We start from the raw sequence: 17,440 nt of genomic DNA on the forward strand, positions 1-17,440 counted from the left end.
TCAATCGCCCACACTTCTAATTGTTCACGTTCATTTAATTGGTTTCTCGTCATCATTTTGTACGTCACTTTTTGTATTTTAACCGCTTAGTTGATTGGAGTGGAGGGCGACGACTCCTGCGGGAGGAGTGTGAAGCTTGAGACCCCGCAAGGAGCATAGTGACTGAGGAGGCTCAAGTCACACCCCGCGGAAAGCGTTCGCCAGGAACGGAAATTAAAGGATTATCTAGTATATAAATTATTTTAATTGAAAAAAGACTTTAGACAAACTCTTAATTCTTAGAGTTTGTCTAAAGTCTGAAGCGTGTTAACCATTAAAGTTAACACGCTTTTATTATTGTTTAGAAATTAATATTATCTAGAACTGAGGATAACTTATATATAAGAATTTCTGCGTCTAGCTACAGCGCCTAGCCCTGACGTACAGGACGTACAAATGCCATCGGTGCTACTGGACATGGCGACCTTAGTCGGCCACGAGGTCATAAGTCGATCCATCAAGACGGTAAAGACCAGCCTTCTCGCCGGCTTGGCTAATGCTTGTCGGAGCGTAACAACGCGCTTGTGCTTTTATACTTTAAAGGGTTATAGAGTGCATAGATGTAATATCGTCCAGGTTCTCCATAAGTGTGAACATTTCTTCACTAAGAGGCTTATCAAAGGACATAATCATTATTGCTTCTCCACCAATTGTCTTTCGACCAACTTGCATCGTAGCAATATTTACACCGTGGTCTCCTAAAATTTTTCCAACTCGTCCGATGACTCCCGGCTTATCAGTATGCTGGATATATAAGAGATTACCTATTGGATTGAAGTCAATGTGAAAACCATTTAAACTAACCACTCTAGGTCCATAATTCTCAATATAAGTTCCTTTTAGTTCAAAGGTTTTCTTATCTCCTTTAACGGTTACAGAAATACAATTCGAATATCCAAATGTGTTTTGTGATATTTTTTCTCCAATAGTTATTCCTCTTTCCTTGGCTGTCAAAAGTGCATTTACCTCATTAACTGTTGCATCCACTCTTGATTGGAAAAATCCTGAAAGTAAGCTTTTGGTTAAAATCGATGAATCAAAATCAAAGCCATTTCCTGCATAGGTAATCGATATTTCATGTATGCCTTCTTTCATGCATTGAGAAACAATTGATCCCAATTGTTTTACTAAATGATAAAAAGGTTGTACCTTTTCGAATAGTTCTTTTGATATAGCTGGCAAATTGATACTATTAGCCACTGGATTCCCGTTCAAATAATGCAAAACTTCCTGTGCCACCTGTGTTGCGACATTCAACTGAGCTTCTTTTGTGGATGCTCCTAAATGAGGGGTTACAATAACTTGATCAAGCTCTAATAGACGATTATGGATAGCGGGTTCTTCAGAGAACACATCGAGTGCAGCTCCTGCGATATGCCCCTCAACAATTAGTTCATATAAATCGTTTTCATCAATGATTCCGCCACGTGCACAGTTTAACAAATAGACGCCTTTTTTTGCTGTACGTAGGTTTTCCTTGTTCAAAATACCAGTCGTTTCTTTAGTCAAAGGTGTATGTACGGTAATGACATCGGAGGTTTTTATTAATTCCTCTATAGATAAGAGTGTAACGTTTAATTTTTTTGCACGATCAGCAGTTAAAAATGGGTCATAGACTTGGACATCCATTCCAAAGGCTTTTGCTCTTTTTGCAATTTCTCCTCCAATCCTACCGAATCCAACGATTCCTAATATCTTCCGATTCAATTCAGTTCCAGTAAATGAACTGCGCTTCCATTCTCTATTTTTTAATGATGTATGGGCTTGAGGTATGTGTCTAAGCAAAGATGACATCATTGCAAAAGTATGCTCAGCAGTAGAAATCGTATTTCCGTCAGGTGCATTCACCACTACGATTCCGTTCCTAGTTGCTGCTTCTACATCTACATTATCAATTCCAACACCAGCTCGAGCGATAATTTGTAGCTTCGGCATTTGATTCATCAATTCTTCAGTAACTTTGGTTGCGCTACGCACTAGAATGGCGTCAATTTCATGCAATTCTGATTGTGCTTCCTCAACTGTTTTCTGAATTAAGTCAATCTCCTTAGCTTCTAATAATGGATATAATCCTTCAGGTTTTATTGAATCAGCGACTAAGACTTTATACACTCAAAACCACCATCCTATTTGGCAAAATATTATAAATTTTTGTTTATTTTACATAATGAAAGAACATCTGTCAATTTAACATGGACAAATATATCGTAATTACGAACGTTAAATAAGGCAATAATGATTTTTGTTCGCATTTAATTTGTGATTGGTATTAATTGTTTTTGGTACCCGAAACAAATTTCTTCACAGAACGAGTTAATTCCTATATAATCATTACTGTAGTAAAAATTAAATAGTCTATCTTCGGGGCAGGGTGTAATTCCCGACCGGCGGTGATGAGGAAGTTTCTCTAAGCCCGCGAGCCGTTTTTATAATGGCAGGATTTGGTGTGATTCCAAAGCCGACAGTATAGTCTGGATGGGAGAAGGTGGAGGTTCAAGGACGTTTTAATTTATAATAGTTATTACGTTTATTTGGATGCGCTTTTTTCTCCCTACAGAATGTTTTTTTCTGTAGGTTTTATTTATGTTGGAGAAAAAGCCATGCAATGAACCAATCCTCTTTTCGTGGAGTAGACACAAAAAGAAGGAGAGAAAAGAATGAAGCAAGAAAGTAAGGTTAAGAAGTATGTAGCAATAGGTATGTTCAGCAGTATAGCGTATATTTTGATGCTGTTAAACTTTCCTTTCCCAGGGTTACCTAATTATTTGTTGATTGATTTTAGTGATATTCCAGCTTTGATAGCCGCACTTTTATTCGGACCAATGGCAGGTATATTGGTTGAACTAATTAAAAATCTACTGGACTATATCATGACAGGAAGTTCTACAGGTGTTCCGATTGGGCATCTTGCAAACTTTACAGCGGGGTTATTGTTCGTCCTACCAACATACTTTGTTTATTCAAAACTTCTAACTAAGAAGGGTATGACATTTGGGTTGGTTGCAGGTACATTATCGATGGCATTCATTATGTCGGTATTAAATTACTTTGTGATTTTGCCAGCTTATTCAATTTTTATGGGTTGGGAAGCAATGTCTGCAAGTGCAACAAGACAGTTGATTGTCACAGCGATCTTACCATTCAATCTAATTAAAGGAATCTTTATTACTATTGTATTCATGCTATTATTTACTAAACTTCAGCCATGGATTAACAAAAAGTCCATGTTGAAGGGAGCTTAATATATAAATGTTAAAAACGTCTCCATTTTTGGAGACGTTTTTTGTTGAAATAAAAATACCACCCAAATAATAAGGGTGGCACTTCCATTTAAGCATTATTCAAATTTCATAGCGTCGCCGTCGAATGGCTCATCTGCAACTTTAATGGAGTCAGTAGGACAGCCTTCAAAAGCATCCATCATATCATCTAATAAAACATCAGGAATCTCAACAATTCCTTGGTTGTCATCTAGAGTAACAAATGCAATGCCTTCATCATCGTAATCATAAATGTCCGGTGCAGCCGCTCCACAAGCACCACAAGCGATACATGTTTCTTTGTCAACAATCGTATATTTTGCCATGTTAAAAATCCTCCCGCCAATAATTTTGTTTCCATGATTTTACACAAGAAACATCTTTCTATCCTTTATTGTAAATCTCATTCCTAAACTTTTCAATAGAAAATCTATTGAGAATGCTTATCATATAAGGGTTTGTTGCACTTTTACCATTTTAAAATAAAGTGACAAAATTCAATTTTTCTCTACAAAATGTTCCTTAATTTGATAAAATGTGATGTAAGATAAAATTAAAAGTGAGTGATAAAATAATGATTACATTTATAGAGGCACTCATTTTGTCCATACTTATTAAAGTGAATGGAGAGCGAACAGTTTATTCAATCTATCACATTTTGAGTGGGAAAAAAAGCTTCCAAACAATCCAAGACAGTCATTTATATAACATATCGGTATGGTTTGATACAGCTAGGAACATGAATCGTAGTGATTTTGATATATTAGTGAATAATTTACATAATCAAGGTTATATACAATTCATTTCAGATAAGAAGCATGCCATCGTAAATCCAGAAGGTGTATTGGCGTTAGAAATGGCTTTTTCAAAAATGGAAATCCCCAACCATCTTAATGGGATGGGTCTTCAACGTCCAGTAAGGATTTTTTGGAAAAGGCTGTCACTCTTTGTACAAGTAATTTCTAATTACAATCACGAATCATCTATATATATTCCTATCCAAAGAGATACTGGGGTTCAAAATTTTGTTAAACAATATCTCATGTCTTTTAATAATCGCCAGATAATTGGTGATTTTTTGCATAAGGAGTTTGTGATAATCCTTCATTCTTTATCAGAAGATCAAAGACATATATTCGTATGGAAGTTAACAGGATTTCATAGAGCAGGGTGGACTAATCAACAGATTTCGAAGAAACTAAAATTGGATGAATGGCACATCCATTATTTATTCTTAAATACACTTCACTATATTATTCAAGAGATAAAAAAATCACCAAATAAATTTCCTGTTTTATTTAATTTAAGTAAGGATTTGTATACAGAACATTTCTCTCAAATCACTGAGTCAAGTCAAATAACCTATAGGATGTTGGGGAAAGGTTATGGAATAGATGAGATTGCTGCTGTAAGGGGATTAAAAACAAGTACGGTCGAAGATCATATTGTCGAACTTGCATTGAGTATTAAAGACTTTAATATATCACCTTATGTAAGTGAGGAGATTTTTCAAGAGATACTTTCCATTTCAAATAAGCTAAAGACCAAACAATTGAAAATAATTAAACAAGAGCTTGATCATCAAGTAAGCTATTTTCAAATTAGGTTGGTTTTAGCAAAAAGTGGTGGGCGATTATGAATTTATTGTCTTATTTAAAGCAATATTTTGGATATAGTTCCTTTAGGAAGGGACAAGAGGAAACTGTAATGAGCTTAATAAACAGCCAAGATACACTCGCTATGCTTCCTACTGGTACCGGGAAATCTCTTTGTTTTCAATTGCCAGCATATGTTTTGGATGTAAGGGTGGTCATTGTTTCTCCACTAATTTCATTAATGCAAGATCAAGTAGAACAGATGAAATCACGGGGAGAAAAAAAGGTAGTCGCTCTAAATTCTTTTCTGTCCACAGAACAAAAATCCAAAGTTTTGGAAGTTCTTCATCAATATAAATTCATATTTCTATCACCCGAAATGCTTTCAAATGAGAATGTTATTCGTGCCTTACAATTACTTGAGATTGGCTTATTCGTTGTAGATGAAGCTCATTGTATTTCTCAATGGGGATACGATTTTCGTCCCGATTATTTAAAGTTAGGAGACGTTCGGGAGAAGCTGGATTTCCCATTAACTCTAGCTTTAACCGCAACTGCAACAGAAAAAGTCCGAAAAGATATTAAATTGAGGCTCCGAATAGAAGAAGGTAATGAAGTTATTTCATCAGTGAATCGACCCAATATTAATATGCAAGTGGTTCATTGTGAAAACCATGTGATAAAGATGAGTAAATTAGAGGAACTTGTTTCCCAACTGAAACCACCAGGTATCATTTATTTTTCAAGTAAAAAACTTGCAGAACAAGCCGCTCAGCATCTATCAAAAGAAAATCTTTTAATATCCCATTACCATGGTGGAATGGAGCAAGAACAAAGAATCCTAATCCAACAACAATTCATTAATGGTCAATTGGATGTTATTTGTGCAACAAGCGCATTTGGGATGGGAATAAACAAAGAGAATGTGAGATATGTAATTCATTTTCATATGCCAGGTGACCTTGAGTCCTATGTTCAAGAAATCGGCAGAGCTGGTCGCGATGGTGAACAAAGCTGTTCGATTCTTTTATATGGAGAGGGAGATGAAGCCATTCATACTCATCTAATGGATTTTGAATTACCAGGAAACTCATCTATAGACCTATTGTTCGATTACAAGCAATCCATTAAGGATTATAATGAAATTAAGAAAAAGGAACTAATGACTGAAAGGATGCAGCAGCTAGGTTTGAATGAAATCCACATACGATTAATAGATTCGCTTCTTCATCAATTTAAAGATTCTAATAATCAAAGGGGTAAAATTCAAGGTTATCTAAATGAAAGAAGAACCAACAAAGTTGCTAAACTTTTGAATATACAAGGTTGGATAAAAGATAAAAACTGCAGACGACAAAACCTATTTGAGTATTTCAATGAAGAGCCCCAACTCTCCCAACAATCTTGTTGTGATAATTGTGGCCATTTGATCCCAGAAAGTTTGTGGCTTGGAAACGAGCTATTATATGAGAAACGCGATTCCTTTAAGGGTTGGGAACTAGAATTGGAGAAATTATTGTTGGAAAAGAGAAGCCATGAAAAATAAACAAGCAGAACTGATAAAACATCTTACGGATCAGCAACTTCTAGCTAATGTCATATTAACTCAAGTAATTGTCTTAATCGTTGCTGCAATTATTGGCTTTTTAACTTTTAACAGCTTCCAACAATTTTCTGAATTATTCCGTTGGGATTTTGAGCAAATAGTGGTAATTGGAGGTTTATCTGGGCTACTTATTGTTTCGTTAGATATCGTATTCATGAAGTTTTTACCTGAGCGTTATCATGACGATGGTGGGATAAACAAGCGAATTTTTGGAAGCTTGTCCTATCCAATGATTATCATTGTAGCTTTTGTTGTAGCGATTGCAGAAGAAATTTTGTTTCGAGGAATTCTGCAAACTACTTTTGGTTTGGTTCTCACTAGTATTATTTTTTCAATTGTTCATTATCGATATTTGTTTAATTGGTTTTTGTTTATAAATATTGTGTTACTTAGTTTTTTCATTGGCTTCCTTTACGAATGGACAGGCAATCTGAATGTCACGATATTTGCACATTTTCTTATAGATTGTATTTTAGGAATAATCATCCGTAGGTCAGCAAGAAAAGAAATGACTTTAGAAGAGAGGGAAGATTAGTGGAAAGAAGATCGAATAAGCAACTTGATCAAGCTGATGGACTTCGTTCAGAAATAGAAGGGATGAAAAGAAATTCATCATCTCTTCCGACCAGAAGCGAATTACATGCAAATAAGAAGCAAAAAACAAAATGGAAAGTCAAATTCCCATTAATCAAGCTCTTATCCTTATTTTTTATTTTGATTCCGATTACGATTTATGCCATCTATGCTGCAAATCATCAGGATAATGAAACAGCTGTCACTTCTGTTGATGAGGTGCAGGGAGTTGAGACTATTGAATTTAACGAAAACGAGAATATAACGCAAACAGACGACGAAGAAAATACTGATAAACAAAATGAAGTTATTTCTTCTTCAGATTCAACTAAACAATCCAGTCAAAATACCAATACACAAACGACGAAAGAGAGTGAAACATCGAGTACCGAGGACGGTCAACAGGACGAATCATTAGTTAGCAAAGATTCCTCAGAAGAAGACTATAAAATCGTTTACCATGTTGTAAAACCACAAGAGACAATCTTTCGTATAGCAATGAATTACTATCAATCTCAAGAGGGAATTGAGCTAATAAAAGAGTGGAATAACCTTAAAGATAATAGCATAGAAGTAGGGCAAGAACTGAAAATACCAATAAAAAACAATAATTAATTCATTCTTCAAGGTGGATATTTGAAGTTTGCAGCATTTTTGGTATGTAAGAATTTATTGTCAAAAACCAATAAACTATGCAACAGTCTTAAATAAAGAGTACCTCTTAAGTATTTTCAGGTCTACATTGTAGGACAAGGTCATACAATGTTGTAAACTGTTTATGCTCCGGAGGTATTTTTTATGGAAATGTCCGTTATCATGTTAGAGGATTGGACTGACCAAGCAACAAAAGTAATGTTAAATAATGTAATTGATAGAAAAAAGAAGTTTGATAAACTTAAAAAGAAACATTTTCAAACTAGTGTATCGTCGTTTATCCTTGGTCTGCTTTTCATGGCCTATCTGTATCAATTTATTTTAAAGCCCTATTCATATTCTTTTTTTGATATGTACTCCGTTTTTGTAGATGATTTTATGAATTTGATTTATATGTTAGTTGTCTTTGGTTTGTATGGATACATGCTTTTCCTGAAAAAGAAATTAGACAAGGCTGAAACGGAGTATCATGCACTTCGATGTGAGATTATCGACAGGAGTAAGGATCTGTGGAAACATGAGGATTCTTGGAAAAAAAGGCATAAGGTTTATGAAATGATGAAGAAAAACTATGACATCAACCTTTATCATGAAAATAAATAGAAAATGAAAAAAATATTTTATTTTAAAAAGGTAAATGACACCGTTTGTTGAATACATTATCTAAGAAATATTACAAAAACGGGGTGTGCTATATGTTTGTTAAAAGTATTATGATCCCTAATCATAATTGCTATGTTATTAGTCATGAAGACACGATTGATAAAGCGTTACAAAAGCTTGAAGAATATAAAATTGATGGTTTACCGGTGCTGGACGGGGAGAACTATGTAGGGATCGTCACGCGATACGGAATCTACGAGAACTTCTTTAAATCTATTCTGACTAAGGAAGAATACTTGAAGAATACACTAGCTAAAGAAATTGCCACTCATACCGACAATTATCTTGTAGGGCAGGAGCTGTTTGAAAACACATTAATCGAACTAAAAGATTTCCCGTTATTAGCGGTGGTGGATGACAATAAAAAATTCCTTGGAGTGGTTACTCGCTTTGATGTGCTAGAGCAATTCCAAAGTGCTTTTGGTGTACATAGACCAGGGGTCAGAATCGCTTTCACTTCTGTAGAAACGGAGGGGCGTCTTGCAAGATTATCTGAAATTGCTCATCAGTTCCATGAGCATATTATCTCACTTGTAACCTTTGATGATAGTGACAAGCTTGTTCGTAGAATTGTCATGAAAATTGAAAAAGCTCCTAATATTGATAAATTCACGAAGAAGGTTGAAGAAGCTGGCTTCCGAATTTTAGATATACACGAAGATTAACAATAGCTGTTATGAAACTTTATTCCTCTCATACATTTTGATATGGGGGGATTTTTTATGTTCATTAAATGGTTGAAACTTTTAGTTGGAATCATGAGTGGTTTAGCCTTTATTAAATGGTTTCCTCTTGATCTTCCTTTTTCCTTAAATGGATTTTTAACAGAATGCATATTAAATCCATTAGATTTTTTTGCGTCATCCATCAGTTTTATCATCGGTACCCTTTGCCATGCTAGTATATTGAAAGAAGGATTTACAGAGTTTATTGAATTTATTAAGGGTAGAAAAGGTAAAGTGCAAATAATTTTTATCTCTACGTTTTCTTTAGTGAGTTTTTATGTGTTTTCTTCCATGAGCGTCTTACATACAGCTTTGTTTTTTAGTTTTTCTATTCTATATGGTATTATTTCAATAGATTATTACAGCATTAGGCAAAAAACGGCTGATTAATTATTAGGAGAGACACAATGGTTTATATCTTGATTTTATTGATTTTTGCGTTTTTGATTGTTTTTTTTATGTGGAGGACTGCTAATCAAAATAAAGTTTATTACCAAGAATTTTCATTCGAGCAATTTCCTTCAAGCTTTGGTGAGCTTAAGGTTTTTTTTATTTCTGATATTCACAAGCGAGAAATTAGCAATAAGATTATCGATGAAGTCAAGGGGAAGGTCGACATCGTAATTATTGGTGGTGACTTGACTGAAAAAGGAGTGCCACAAAAAAGAGTAGAAGAAAACATAAAAAAATTGAAAGGTCTCGGCCCTACATACTTCGTCTGGGGAAACAATGATTATGAAGGTGATTATCATTGGCTTGATGCCACATTACTACAATATGGCATAAAAATTCTTGATAATACTTCCGTAATTTTTGAATCTGAAAAGGGAGATCTCGTTTCACTAGTTGGAATCGATTACTTAGGATTTCAAAAAGATAAATTGGACTTAGCATTATCTGACTCTATAGAAGGTTCTTTTCGTATTTTAGTTAGTCATCATCCAGGGATTATAAAAAAAATAAAAGAGTCCGATAGTATCCCGTTAATTTTAAGTGGTCATACACATGGTGGACAAATCAGATTTCTTTGGTTTGGACCTTATGAAAAAGGTGGAATTAAAAAACATGGAAATTCATTACTTTTCACTTCAAATGGTTATGGTACTAGTTTAGTTCCGTTAAGGCTCGGAGCTAAACCCGAAACGCATGTAATCACTATTAAACATAAAACATACAAATAGAATTCCATGCAAAACCTATACAAAATTTACACAAAAACAAACGTTCAGTATACTAGGAAGTAATCATGTTTAGTTTTGGAGGATTTGTATGGCTTTTACTGAAGGGAAATACAACATAAAGGCAGTTTCGAAAATGCTTGGTATTCAGCCGGGGACCCTCAGAGCTTGGGAACGTAGATATCAGTTTATAGCACCTGTCAGAAATGAATCTGGACATAGACTTTATACAGATGAGCACGTACGCATTCTAAGATGGCTAATTGATAAAACAAATCAAGGTTTTACGATTAGTCAGGCAGTTTCTCTTCTTGAAAGGCAGGAAGTTTTGAGCGAGACATTTATTCAAGATGAGATGAATGGAGATCAATCAAAAAATTTATGCTCGGACTTACTGGATGCGTTGCTAAAATTTGAGGAAAATAAGGCACATGAATTAATCAATCAAGCATTCGCCATGTTTACGATTGAAAAAGTCGTCATAGAGATATTAGGTTCGATTTTAGTGCAAATAGGTGATTTGTGGGAGAATGGGAAAATCACGACTGCACACGAACATTTCGCATCATCACTTTTAAGGTCTAGAATTGGTTTTATCATGCATACGCTGCCTCAGAACTCTTATCTTCCTAAGGCCATAGCTGTTTGCGCACCAAATGAATCTCATGAATTCGGTATATTAATATTTACTTTATTTTTACGAAGAAAAGGGTTTGAAGTGATTTACTTAGGCGGCAGTTTAGAAACGAAGGATCTCATTACTGTAATTGATACAGTCAAGCCTAAGTTTCTGTTCATGTCCTGTACCTTAAAAGAAAATACGAAGGATACATTTGCCTTAGTTAACGAATTAAAAGACAAGTTTACCCATCTGGAAATTGGTCTAGGAGGTAGTGCGATGGATAATATTTCACAGCCTGAAAGAGAACATTTTTCAGATCAATTGTTAGGTAATGATAAAACTTATTGGGAAAAGTGGTTGGCTGCTAAAATCAACTAAAGCATCGGTAGTTGGAAAGGCACTCTGTTTCTTCTTATACATAAGATATAGGAAGATGGATATCATCACAGGGGGCATTCGACTATGAAGCTTGAACGGTTAAATTATAACAAAATAAAGATTTTCTTAACCTTTGATGATTTAATGGAATACGGTCTCACCCTAGATGATATTAAAGGCCATTCCTTGAAAGTACAAAAGATATTCCAATCCATGATTGAAGAAGCCTGTGATGAAATGAATTTCCTGATGGTTGGAGCCATCGAAATTGAGATATTCTCATTACATGCCCAAGGACTAGTTATCATCGTTACTAGGGAAGATGATGAAAGCGCGGATGAAGAAGAGTATTTTGACTTGAATGTGAAAATGGGGGAGCAGCCTCATATCATTTTCTCATTCAAGGAATTTGAACATTTGATCCAGCTTGCCCATCGACTAAATTCAATAGATATAGATGCTGGTGCAGTATATTGGTTCGAAGACAAATATATTTTTTATTTTGAGGATATTCCAACGGAAAAATATGATGCAGCCATTTCACTTGCAGCTGAATATGGAATAACATCTACGTTATCTCTATTTAGAATCCAAGAATATGGTAAAACCATTTTTCCTAGCCATGCAATTTCTCAATTGTGTGATTTTTTTAAAAATATTCATTAAGAGAAAACCCCATCAAAACCTTGAAAAGATGGGGTTTTTTGAATTCATAGGCTGTAAAATAAAGTTATGTTGGAATAATAAAAAAGTTCAATTAAAAATTAATCAAAACCTGTTAATTTTTCTTTGCATAAATTGTCCAAAGGTGTATACTATCTCTGAAGGTGACCAAGTTGCTAATTTTAGATATGACTTTTTAGGAGGTACATGAATGGTAGCCGATAAAGGTACGGATAATGCTAACCATGAAAAACATGATGTGCTGAAATCCACCCAAACTGTAATCCACAAAGCTTTAGAAAAACTAGGATACCCAGAAGAGGTGTTTGAACTTCTAAAGGAACCATTACGAATGCTAACAGTTAAAATTCCTGTTAAGATGGATGATGGTTCAGTAAAGGTATTTACTGGATATAGAGCGCAACATAACGACGCTGTTGGACCAACAAAGGGAGGAATTAGATTCCATCCTGGCGTTACAGAGCGAGAAGTTAAAGCGCTTTCAATATGGATGAGCCTTAAATGTGGCATTGTCGACCTTCCATACGGAGGAGGAAAAGGTGGGATTGTGTGTGACCCAAGAAATATGTCCTTCCGTGAGTTGGAAAGGTTAAGTCGTGGCTACGTACGTGCAATCAGTCAGATTGTAGGACCAACTAAAGATATTCCTGCTCCAGATGTTTTCACTAACTCACAAATCATGGCTTGGATGATGGACGAGTATAGCCGTATTGATGAGTTTAACTCTCCTGGTTTCATTACAGGTAAACCGCTTGTATTAGGAGGTTCTCATGGACGTGAATCTGCTACTGCAAAAGGTGTAACAATCTGTATCCATGAAGCTGCAAAGAAAAAAGGAATTGAGATTAAAGGTGCAAAAGTAGTTGTTCAAGGTTTCGGGAATGCAGGAAGCTTCCTAGCGAAATTCATGCATGACGAAGGAGCAATCGTTGTCGGTATTTCCGATGCATACGGTGCCCTTTATGATCCTAATGGTTTAGACATCGACTACCTATTGGATCGTAGAGACAGCTTTGGAACAGTTACTAAGCTCTTCAATAACACTATTACAAATAAAGAGCTATTGGAACTTGAATGTGACATTCTTGTACCAGCAGCTATTGAAAACCAAATTACTGAAGAAAACGCTCACAATATCAGAGCTAAAATAGTTGTAGAGGCTGCTAATGGTCCAACAACTTTAGAAGCTACTCAAATCCTGACAGAAAGAGGCATCTTGCTTGTTCCTGATGTATTGGCTTCTGCAGGTGGAGTTACCGTTTCATACTTTGAGTGGGTACAAAACAACCAAGGTTATTACTGGTCAGAGGAAGAAGTTGAGGAAAAACTAGAAAAAATCCTAGTTAAATCCTTCAACAACATTTACGAAACTGCACAGACTAGAAGAGTAGACATGCGTTTAGCGGCTTATATGGTCGGAGTTCGTAAAATGGCTGAAGCTTCCCGTTTCCGTGGATGGATTTAATCCTTCTACCAAATTCAGTACTGACATTGCAATATGTTTGAAATAATATAAGATTAATCCTATCATTAATGTTGATGATAGGATTTTTTTTGTCCTTTAGCAATGTATAATTTGGCAGCAAAGAAGTAAATCGACGTAGTGGCCAATTTTAGGATTAGAGTATAAGTGCAACTAGGCAATCGCCAGCGCTTAGGCTTGGAGCTAGCCAAGTTTTCTAATTTCCATCACTGTAAACAATAAAAGTGCATTATATATTATTCGAGAAATCACGATATTGTTTGAAATAGGCTATTTTTTAAAAGTTTGCTGCTTTTTTGTGCAATGTAATAATATATGTCTAAGTTGATTGGAGCGGAGGGCACTTGACTCCTGCGGGAAATTGAGGGAAGTGGGAGAACCCACAGGCGCTAGCGCCGAGGAGGCTCCCACCCTCTCCGCGGAAAGCAAGTGCCTGGAGTGGAAAGAAACAGGCAAACTATAGAGTCTAATACAACAATTTATAGGAAACGAGCTTGTAATTAAATATTATTGTTGTTTTGTTTAGGAGGAGTTTTCATGCGTAAAGAAAGTGTTGTAATAGTAGGTGGAGGACCATGTGGTCTTGCAGCATCCATTGCATTACAGGAAGAGAATATAGATGGGGTCATAATTGAAAAAGGAAACATTGTAAACGCCGTATACAATTATCCAACCCACCAGACATTCTTTAGTTCAAGTGAAAAACTTGAAATAGGTAATGTTCCATTCATTACTGAAAATAGAAAACCATTTCGTAATCAGGCTTTAGCATACTATCGTGAAGTTGTTAGACGTAAGGATTTAAGAATTAACACGTTTGAAAGAGTAATGGAAGTAACGAAAAATAATTTTGGAAATTTCATTGTTAAAACTACAAAGGAAGAGTATGAAGCTGAAAAAGTCATTATTGCTACTGGATATTATGATAATCCGAATTACATGAATGTTCCAGGAGAAAATTTACCCCATGTTCATCATTATTTTAAAGAAGCCCATCCTTATTTCAATAGTGATGTAGTGGTTATTGGAGGTAAAAATTCTAGTGTAGATGCAGCTCTCGAATTAGTGAAGGCAGGGGCAAGAGTCACTGTTTTATATCGTGGGTCCCAGTATTCTCCGAGTGTTAAACCTTGGATTTTGCCAGAGTTTGATGCATTGGTGCGTGATGGGACGATAAAAATGGAATTTGAAGCATGTATTGAAGGAATAAGTGAAGAAAAGGTATTTTACCAGGTTAAAGGTGAAAAAAAGGAAGTACAAGCAGACTTTGTTTTTGCCATGACCGGATATCGCCCAGATCATAATTTCTTAAAGAAAATGGGTGTTGACATTGATTCAGATACCGGGCGTCCAATTTTTAATCCAGAAACGATGGAAACTAACGTGGAAGGGATTTATATAGCTGGAGTTATTGCGGCAGGAAACAATGCAAATGAAATTTTTATTGAAAATGGAAGGTTTCATGGTGAATTGATTGCTAATCATCTATCCTCGAAAGGTTAATATAAAATAATTCAGCCAGGATCACTAAGGGTAAGTAGTTCAGTTATTGTGGGGAAAACTTAATATAACACCCTAAATAATATCTGAATTCAAATGGTAAATCTCACTCATTAAATAACTTGTAAAAAAGCTCAGAACTATACATAACTCTGAGCTTTTTTACAAGTTACATTTTCTCATTAAAGTCTTTTTTGGAGTATTTAAAATATCCATCCGTTAAGAACCATACCTAAATTAATAATAAAATGAAAGACTATGGCTGGGTATATGCTTTTGGACTTTATTACTATAAATGCGTAGAAAAGCCCCCCAAAAGAAAAAAGCAAACTCATTACCAAAGGAATTCCTATTGATATATGCAACAGACCGAATCCAATGCTGGTAACGAAAACGGCGTAAAAAATCGAAACATTTCTTTCTATACTAGATAACATTATGCCTCTCCAAAGCAACTCTTCGAGGAAAGCGTTTACGATGGAGAATAATATACCATATCTCACGAATGATGTTGTATATCTCACATCTTCAAGGAACAATAAAGGTATAAAGATTGTAGTCGAGCCGACCAGTCCAATAAATAAAAAATATGATAACTTAATCGAATGAAATGGAAACACTATGCGTATCCGCCAATCTGGTAATTTTTCGAAAAGAAACACTTTTTGCTTAGATAACAAAAGTGAAAGCAATAGTCCACATATTATAAACAGAAGCAAACTTCTATTTATAATGATTTTCATCTTTTTGGATATGTCCCATTCAGTAAAATAATCAGTTCCAATTTGAAACATGAATGTCCCTAATAAAAAGAATATAAACAAGGATACTGTTGAACGAAATTGAGGGGTTAAAGCGTAGATGAAAAGAAAGAATACGATTAGTAATATTCCCCAAACAAATAACCTGTAAGAAAAAAGAATAATACCTGAGAAAAATAAACTTGCCAAAAATATGAGTAATACATTTATTCTTAAGTGTTGTATTTAAAATCCCTCCTTAATTATCCTGTAATTTTTTATGGTAACATCGCGTTATCAAAACAATAACATTTCCTCTTCTTTTATACTTTAACATATATTACCTTTTCATTTTGTTTTTTCCACCTAAAATAACAACCATAATCGCATCCCAGTTTACAAATTGACAAAAGATATTGTCATTCTGTTAATTGATATGTTATTTGATTTGTTAATTTAGGAACGAAAACAGTAATAATCCATAAATAACAATAAAAAAATCGAGTATAAAACCTTTACGATTTCATACTCGATTTTCAATGCTAATTCTATTGTTCCTCCACGTTATCTGAACTACCTACACTAAGGGTCCTGGCTGAATTTTATTTAATGTGCTGACTAATTAGCGAAAACAGCAGGGAGTTGATTTTTAGTGCAACCTGATTCCAAGGCAATTAAAAGTTTAATGCGGGCTTTTTGTCCATTTAATCCATTGGAAAAAATGACACCAAATTCTTTTAGTTGTTTTCCTCCCCCTTCGTATCCATATACATCCTCTGCAATCCCATTAAAACAACGAGAAACTAATACGATAGGAATGTCTTGTTCTAAAAGAGCTTTTACACCTGGTAGTGTAGCAGGGGGAAGGTTACCTTGTCCCAATGCTTCAATTATTAGTCCATCAATGTTATTTATCTTCAATGCATAAAGTAAGGATGAGTCCATTCCAGCGTGAGCTTTAAGAAGTGGGACGGATTTAGTGACGTATTGAATATCATATTTTTCACTATTGATTGGTTTATGATGAAAGACAATGCCTCTTTTAGTCACTATGCCGATAGGTCCGTATTGTGGACTTTGAAAGGTAGATACATTACTTGTATGAGTTTTCGTTACATTCATCGCAGTATGTATTTCATCATTTAGCACAACAAGGACACCCTTTTTCTGTGCCTCATCGGAAATGGCCACTCTAACTGCAGAAATATAATTATATAATCCATCGAATCCAATTTCATTGCTAGAACGCATAGCTCCAGTCAAGACAATCGGGATATCGCTATTTACTGTTAAGTCTAAAAAGTATGCCGTTTCTTCCAATGTATCTGTACCATGGGTAATAACTACTCCTTCAATCTTGGATCGTTGAATATGGTGAACGATAAGATCTTTAATATAAAGCATTTCCTTCGGTGTTATGTGAGGGGATGGTAAAATAAATGGATCTTCTAAAATGAGCTCGGCTAAATCATTTATATTTTCTGATTTTGATTTCATGGGATTTTCTTTAGTCGGTTTTACTGCTCCTGTTTCTTGATCTTCCGACATTGAAATCGTTCCACCTGTATGTATAACTAATATTTTTTTCTTCTTCATAAAATCCTCCTCGGTGCTTAGTGAAACAAGGCATCTAGACGGTAAATGAACAAGCTTATACCGTTTTCTTTTTTATAATATCATGTTACGATTATATATAACTAATGAATTCATTCTTTACCAATTAGTTAGTTTTTTGTTATA

General features: G+C 35.0%; 17 protein-coding genes and 1 riboswitch. Of the genes, 13 read left to right on the forward strand and 4 right to left on the reverse strand.

All coding sequences use genetic code 11. The features are described 5' to 3' along the window. Nucleotides 1-576: 576 nt before the first annotated feature. Nucleotides 577-2,151 (reverse strand): phosphoglycerate dehydrogenase, encoded by a 1,575-nt coding sequence (serA, locus tag DBX25_RS12215; protein ID WP_108671085.1) that lies wholly within the window; start codon nt 2,149-2,151, stop codon nt 577-579. A 241-nt stretch (nt 2,152-2,392) separates the two neighbouring features. Continuing rightward, nucleotides 2,393-2,530, forward strand: a riboswitch (FMN riboswitch). 166 nt (nt 2,531-2,696) lie between these two features. Between serA and DBX25_RS12220 the strand changes: the two genes are divergently transcribed. Then, nucleotides 2,697-3,281, forward strand: a complete 585-nt coding sequence (locus DBX25_RS12220; protein WP_108671086.1) for an ECF transporter S component — start codon at nt 2,697-2,699, stop codon at nt 3,279-3,281. A 95-nt stretch (nt 3,282-3,376) separates the two neighbouring features. On the opposite strand, the gene DBX25_RS12225 is transcribed toward DBX25_RS12220, so the two are convergent. Further along, the gene (locus tag DBX25_RS12225) at nt 3,377-3,625 is read right to left on the reverse strand and encodes a ferredoxin (protein WP_108671087.1); all 249 of its coding nucleotides are present in this window, start codon (nt 3,623-3,625) and stop codon (nt 3,377-3,379) included. 248 nt (nt 3,626-3,873) lie between these two features. Here DBX25_RS12225 and DBX25_RS12230 point away from each other — a divergent pair, with 248 nt between their 5' ends. The 12 genes from DBX25_RS12230 to DBX25_RS12290 all read left to right on the forward strand — a co-directional run bounded on the left by DBX25_RS12230 (nt 3,874) and on the right by DBX25_RS12290 (nt 14,963). Continuing rightward, nucleotides 3,874-4,938: a YpbB family protein gene (locus tag DBX25_RS12230; protein ID WP_108671088.1), complete on the forward strand. Its 1,065-nt coding sequence runs from the start codon at nt 3,874-3,876 to the stop codon at nt 4,936-4,938. Beyond that, nucleotides 4,935-6,440 carry a RecQ family ATP-dependent DNA helicase gene (locus DBX25_RS12235; RefSeq protein ID WP_108671089.1) on the forward strand — a complete coding sequence of 502 codons (1,506 nt, stop codon included), beginning with the start codon at nt 4,935-4,937 and terminating at the stop codon, nt 6,438-6,440. Before DBX25_RS12230 ends, DBX25_RS12235 begins: the two co-directional genes overlap by 4 nt. Then, complete coding sequence (locus tag DBX25_RS12240; RefSeq protein ID WP_108671090.1) at nt 6,430-7,035, forward strand: CPBP family intramembrane glutamic endopeptidase; 606 nt, start codon at nt 6,430-6,432, stop codon at nt 7,033-7,035. Before DBX25_RS12235 ends, DBX25_RS12240 begins: the two co-directional genes overlap by 11 nt. Further along, complete coding sequence (locus tag DBX25_RS12245) at nt 7,035-7,688, forward strand: LysM peptidoglycan-binding domain-containing protein (protein ID WP_108671091.1); 654 nt, start codon at nt 7,035-7,037, stop codon at nt 7,686-7,688. Before DBX25_RS12240 ends, DBX25_RS12245 begins: the two co-directional genes overlap by 1 nt. Before the next feature lie 183 nt (nt 7,689-7,871). Then, nucleotides 7,872-8,330: a YpbF family protein gene (locus DBX25_RS12250; protein ID WP_108671092.1), complete on the forward strand. Its 459-nt coding sequence runs from the start codon at nt 7,872-7,874 to the stop codon at nt 8,328-8,330. A 92-nt stretch (nt 8,331-8,422) separates the two neighbouring features. Further along, complete coding sequence (locus DBX25_RS12255; protein ID WP_108671093.1) at nt 8,423-9,055, forward strand: CBS domain-containing protein; 633 nt, start codon at nt 8,423-8,425, stop codon at nt 9,053-9,055. Nucleotides 9,056-9,112: 57 nt separating this feature from the next. Beyond that, nucleotides 9,113-9,505: a hypothetical protein gene (locus DBX25_RS12260; protein ID WP_108671094.1), complete on the forward strand. Its 393-nt coding sequence runs from the start codon at nt 9,113-9,115 to the stop codon at nt 9,503-9,505. Nucleotides 9,506-9,522: 17 nt separating this feature from the next. Further along, on the forward strand, nt 9,523-10,296 hold the full coding sequence (locus DBX25_RS12265; protein WP_108671095.1) for a metallophosphoesterase: 774 nt from the start codon (nt 9,523-9,525) through the stop codon (nt 10,294-10,296). A gap of 88 nt (nt 10,297-10,384) precedes the next feature. After that, a complete protein-coding gene (locus tag DBX25_RS12270) occupies nt 10,385-11,293 on the forward strand; it encodes a MerR family transcriptional regulator (protein WP_108671096.1) in 909 nt (302 codons plus the stop codon). Between the two features lie 84 nt (nt 11,294-11,377). Then, entirely contained in the window at nt 11,378-11,959 is a 582-nt protein-coding gene (locus DBX25_RS12275; protein ID WP_108671097.1) for an adaptor protein MecA, read from the forward strand. 208 nt (nt 11,960-12,167) lie between these two features. Further along, nucleotides 12,168-13,442, forward strand: a complete 1,275-nt coding sequence (locus DBX25_RS12285) for a Glu/Leu/Phe/Val family dehydrogenase (RefSeq protein WP_108671099.1) — start codon at nt 12,168-12,170, stop codon at nt 13,440-13,442. A 555-nt stretch (nt 13,443-13,997) separates the two neighbouring features. Beyond that, nucleotides 13,998-14,963 (forward strand): YpdA family putative bacillithiol disulfide reductase, encoded by a 966-nt coding sequence (locus DBX25_RS12290; RefSeq protein ID WP_108671100.1) that lies wholly within the window; start codon nt 13,998-14,000, stop codon nt 14,961-14,963. Nucleotides 14,964-15,163: 200 nt separating this feature from the next. Here DBX25_RS12290 and DBX25_RS21640 read toward each other — a convergent pair whose 3' ends face one another. Then, complete coding sequence (locus tag DBX25_RS21640) at nt 15,164-15,754, reverse strand: CPBP family glutamic-type intramembrane protease (RefSeq protein WP_108671101.1); 591 nt, start codon at nt 15,752-15,754, stop codon at nt 15,164-15,166. A gap of 564 nt (nt 15,755-16,318) precedes the next feature. Further along, complete coding sequence (locus tag DBX25_RS12300; RefSeq protein ID WP_108671102.1) at nt 16,319-17,296, reverse strand: asparaginase; 978 nt, start codon at nt 17,294-17,296, stop codon at nt 16,319-16,321. Between the last annotated feature and the right edge of the window lie 144 nt (nt 17,297-17,440).

Origin of the sequence: Peribacillus acanthi (assembly GCF_003073175.1) — a bacterium.
Classification (GTDB): Bacteria; Bacillota; Bacilli; order Bacillales; family DSM-1321; genus Bacillus_BN; species Bacillus_BN acanthi.

Bases quoted from the DNA above. Each gene is read 5' to 3' on its own strand.
- DBX25_RS12220 (WP_108671086.1), top strand. From the start codon at position 2,697: ATGAAGCAAGAAAGTAAGGTTAAGAAGTATGTAGCAATAGGTATGTTC.
- DBX25_RS12225 (WP_108671087.1), bottom strand. From the start codon at position 3,625: ATGGCAAAATATACGATTGTTGACAAAGAAACATGTATCGCTTGTGGT.
- DBX25_RS12230 (WP_108671088.1), top strand. From the start codon at position 3,874: ATGATTACATTTATAGAGGCACTCATTTTGTCCATACTTATTAAAGTG.
- DBX25_RS12235 (WP_108671089.1), top strand. From the start codon at position 4,935: ATGAATTTATTGTCTTATTTAAAGCAATATTTTGGATATAGTTCCTTT.
- DBX25_RS12240 (WP_108671090.1), top strand. From the start codon at position 6,430: ATGAAAAATAAACAAGCAGAACTGATAAAACATCTTACGGATCAGCAA.
- DBX25_RS12250 (WP_108671092.1), top strand. From the start codon at position 7,872: ATGGAAATGTCCGTTATCATGTTAGAGGATTGGACTGACCAAGCAACA.
- DBX25_RS12255 (WP_108671093.1), top strand. From the start codon at position 8,423: ATGTTTGTTAAAAGTATTATGATCCCTAATCATAATTGCTATGTTATT.
- DBX25_RS12260 (WP_108671094.1), top strand. From the start codon at position 9,113: ATGTTCATTAAATGGTTGAAACTTTTAGTTGGAATCATGAGTGGTTTA.
- DBX25_RS12265 (WP_108671095.1), top strand. From the start codon at position 9,523: ATGGTTTATATCTTGATTTTATTGATTTTTGCGTTTTTGATTGTTTTT.
- DBX25_RS12270 (WP_108671096.1), top strand. From the start codon at position 10,385: ATGGCTTTTACTGAAGGGAAATACAACATAAAGGCAGTTTCGAAAATG.
- DBX25_RS12275 (WP_108671097.1), top strand. From the start codon at position 11,378: ATGAAGCTTGAACGGTTAAATTATAACAAAATAAAGATTTTCTTAACC.
- DBX25_RS12285 (WP_108671099.1), top strand. From the start codon at position 12,168: ATGGTAGCCGATAAAGGTACGGATAATGCTAACCATGAAAAACATGAT.
- DBX25_RS12290 (WP_108671100.1), top strand. From the start codon at position 13,998: ATGCGTAAAGAAAGTGTTGTAATAGTAGGTGGAGGACCATGTGGTCTT.
- DBX25_RS21640 (WP_108671101.1), bottom strand. From the start codon at position 15,754: ATGTTTCAAATTGGAACTGATTATTTTACTGAATGGGACATATCCAAA.
- DBX25_RS12300 (WP_108671102.1), bottom strand. From the start codon at position 17,296: ATGAAGAAGAAAAAAATATTAGTTATACATACAGGTGGAACGATTTCA.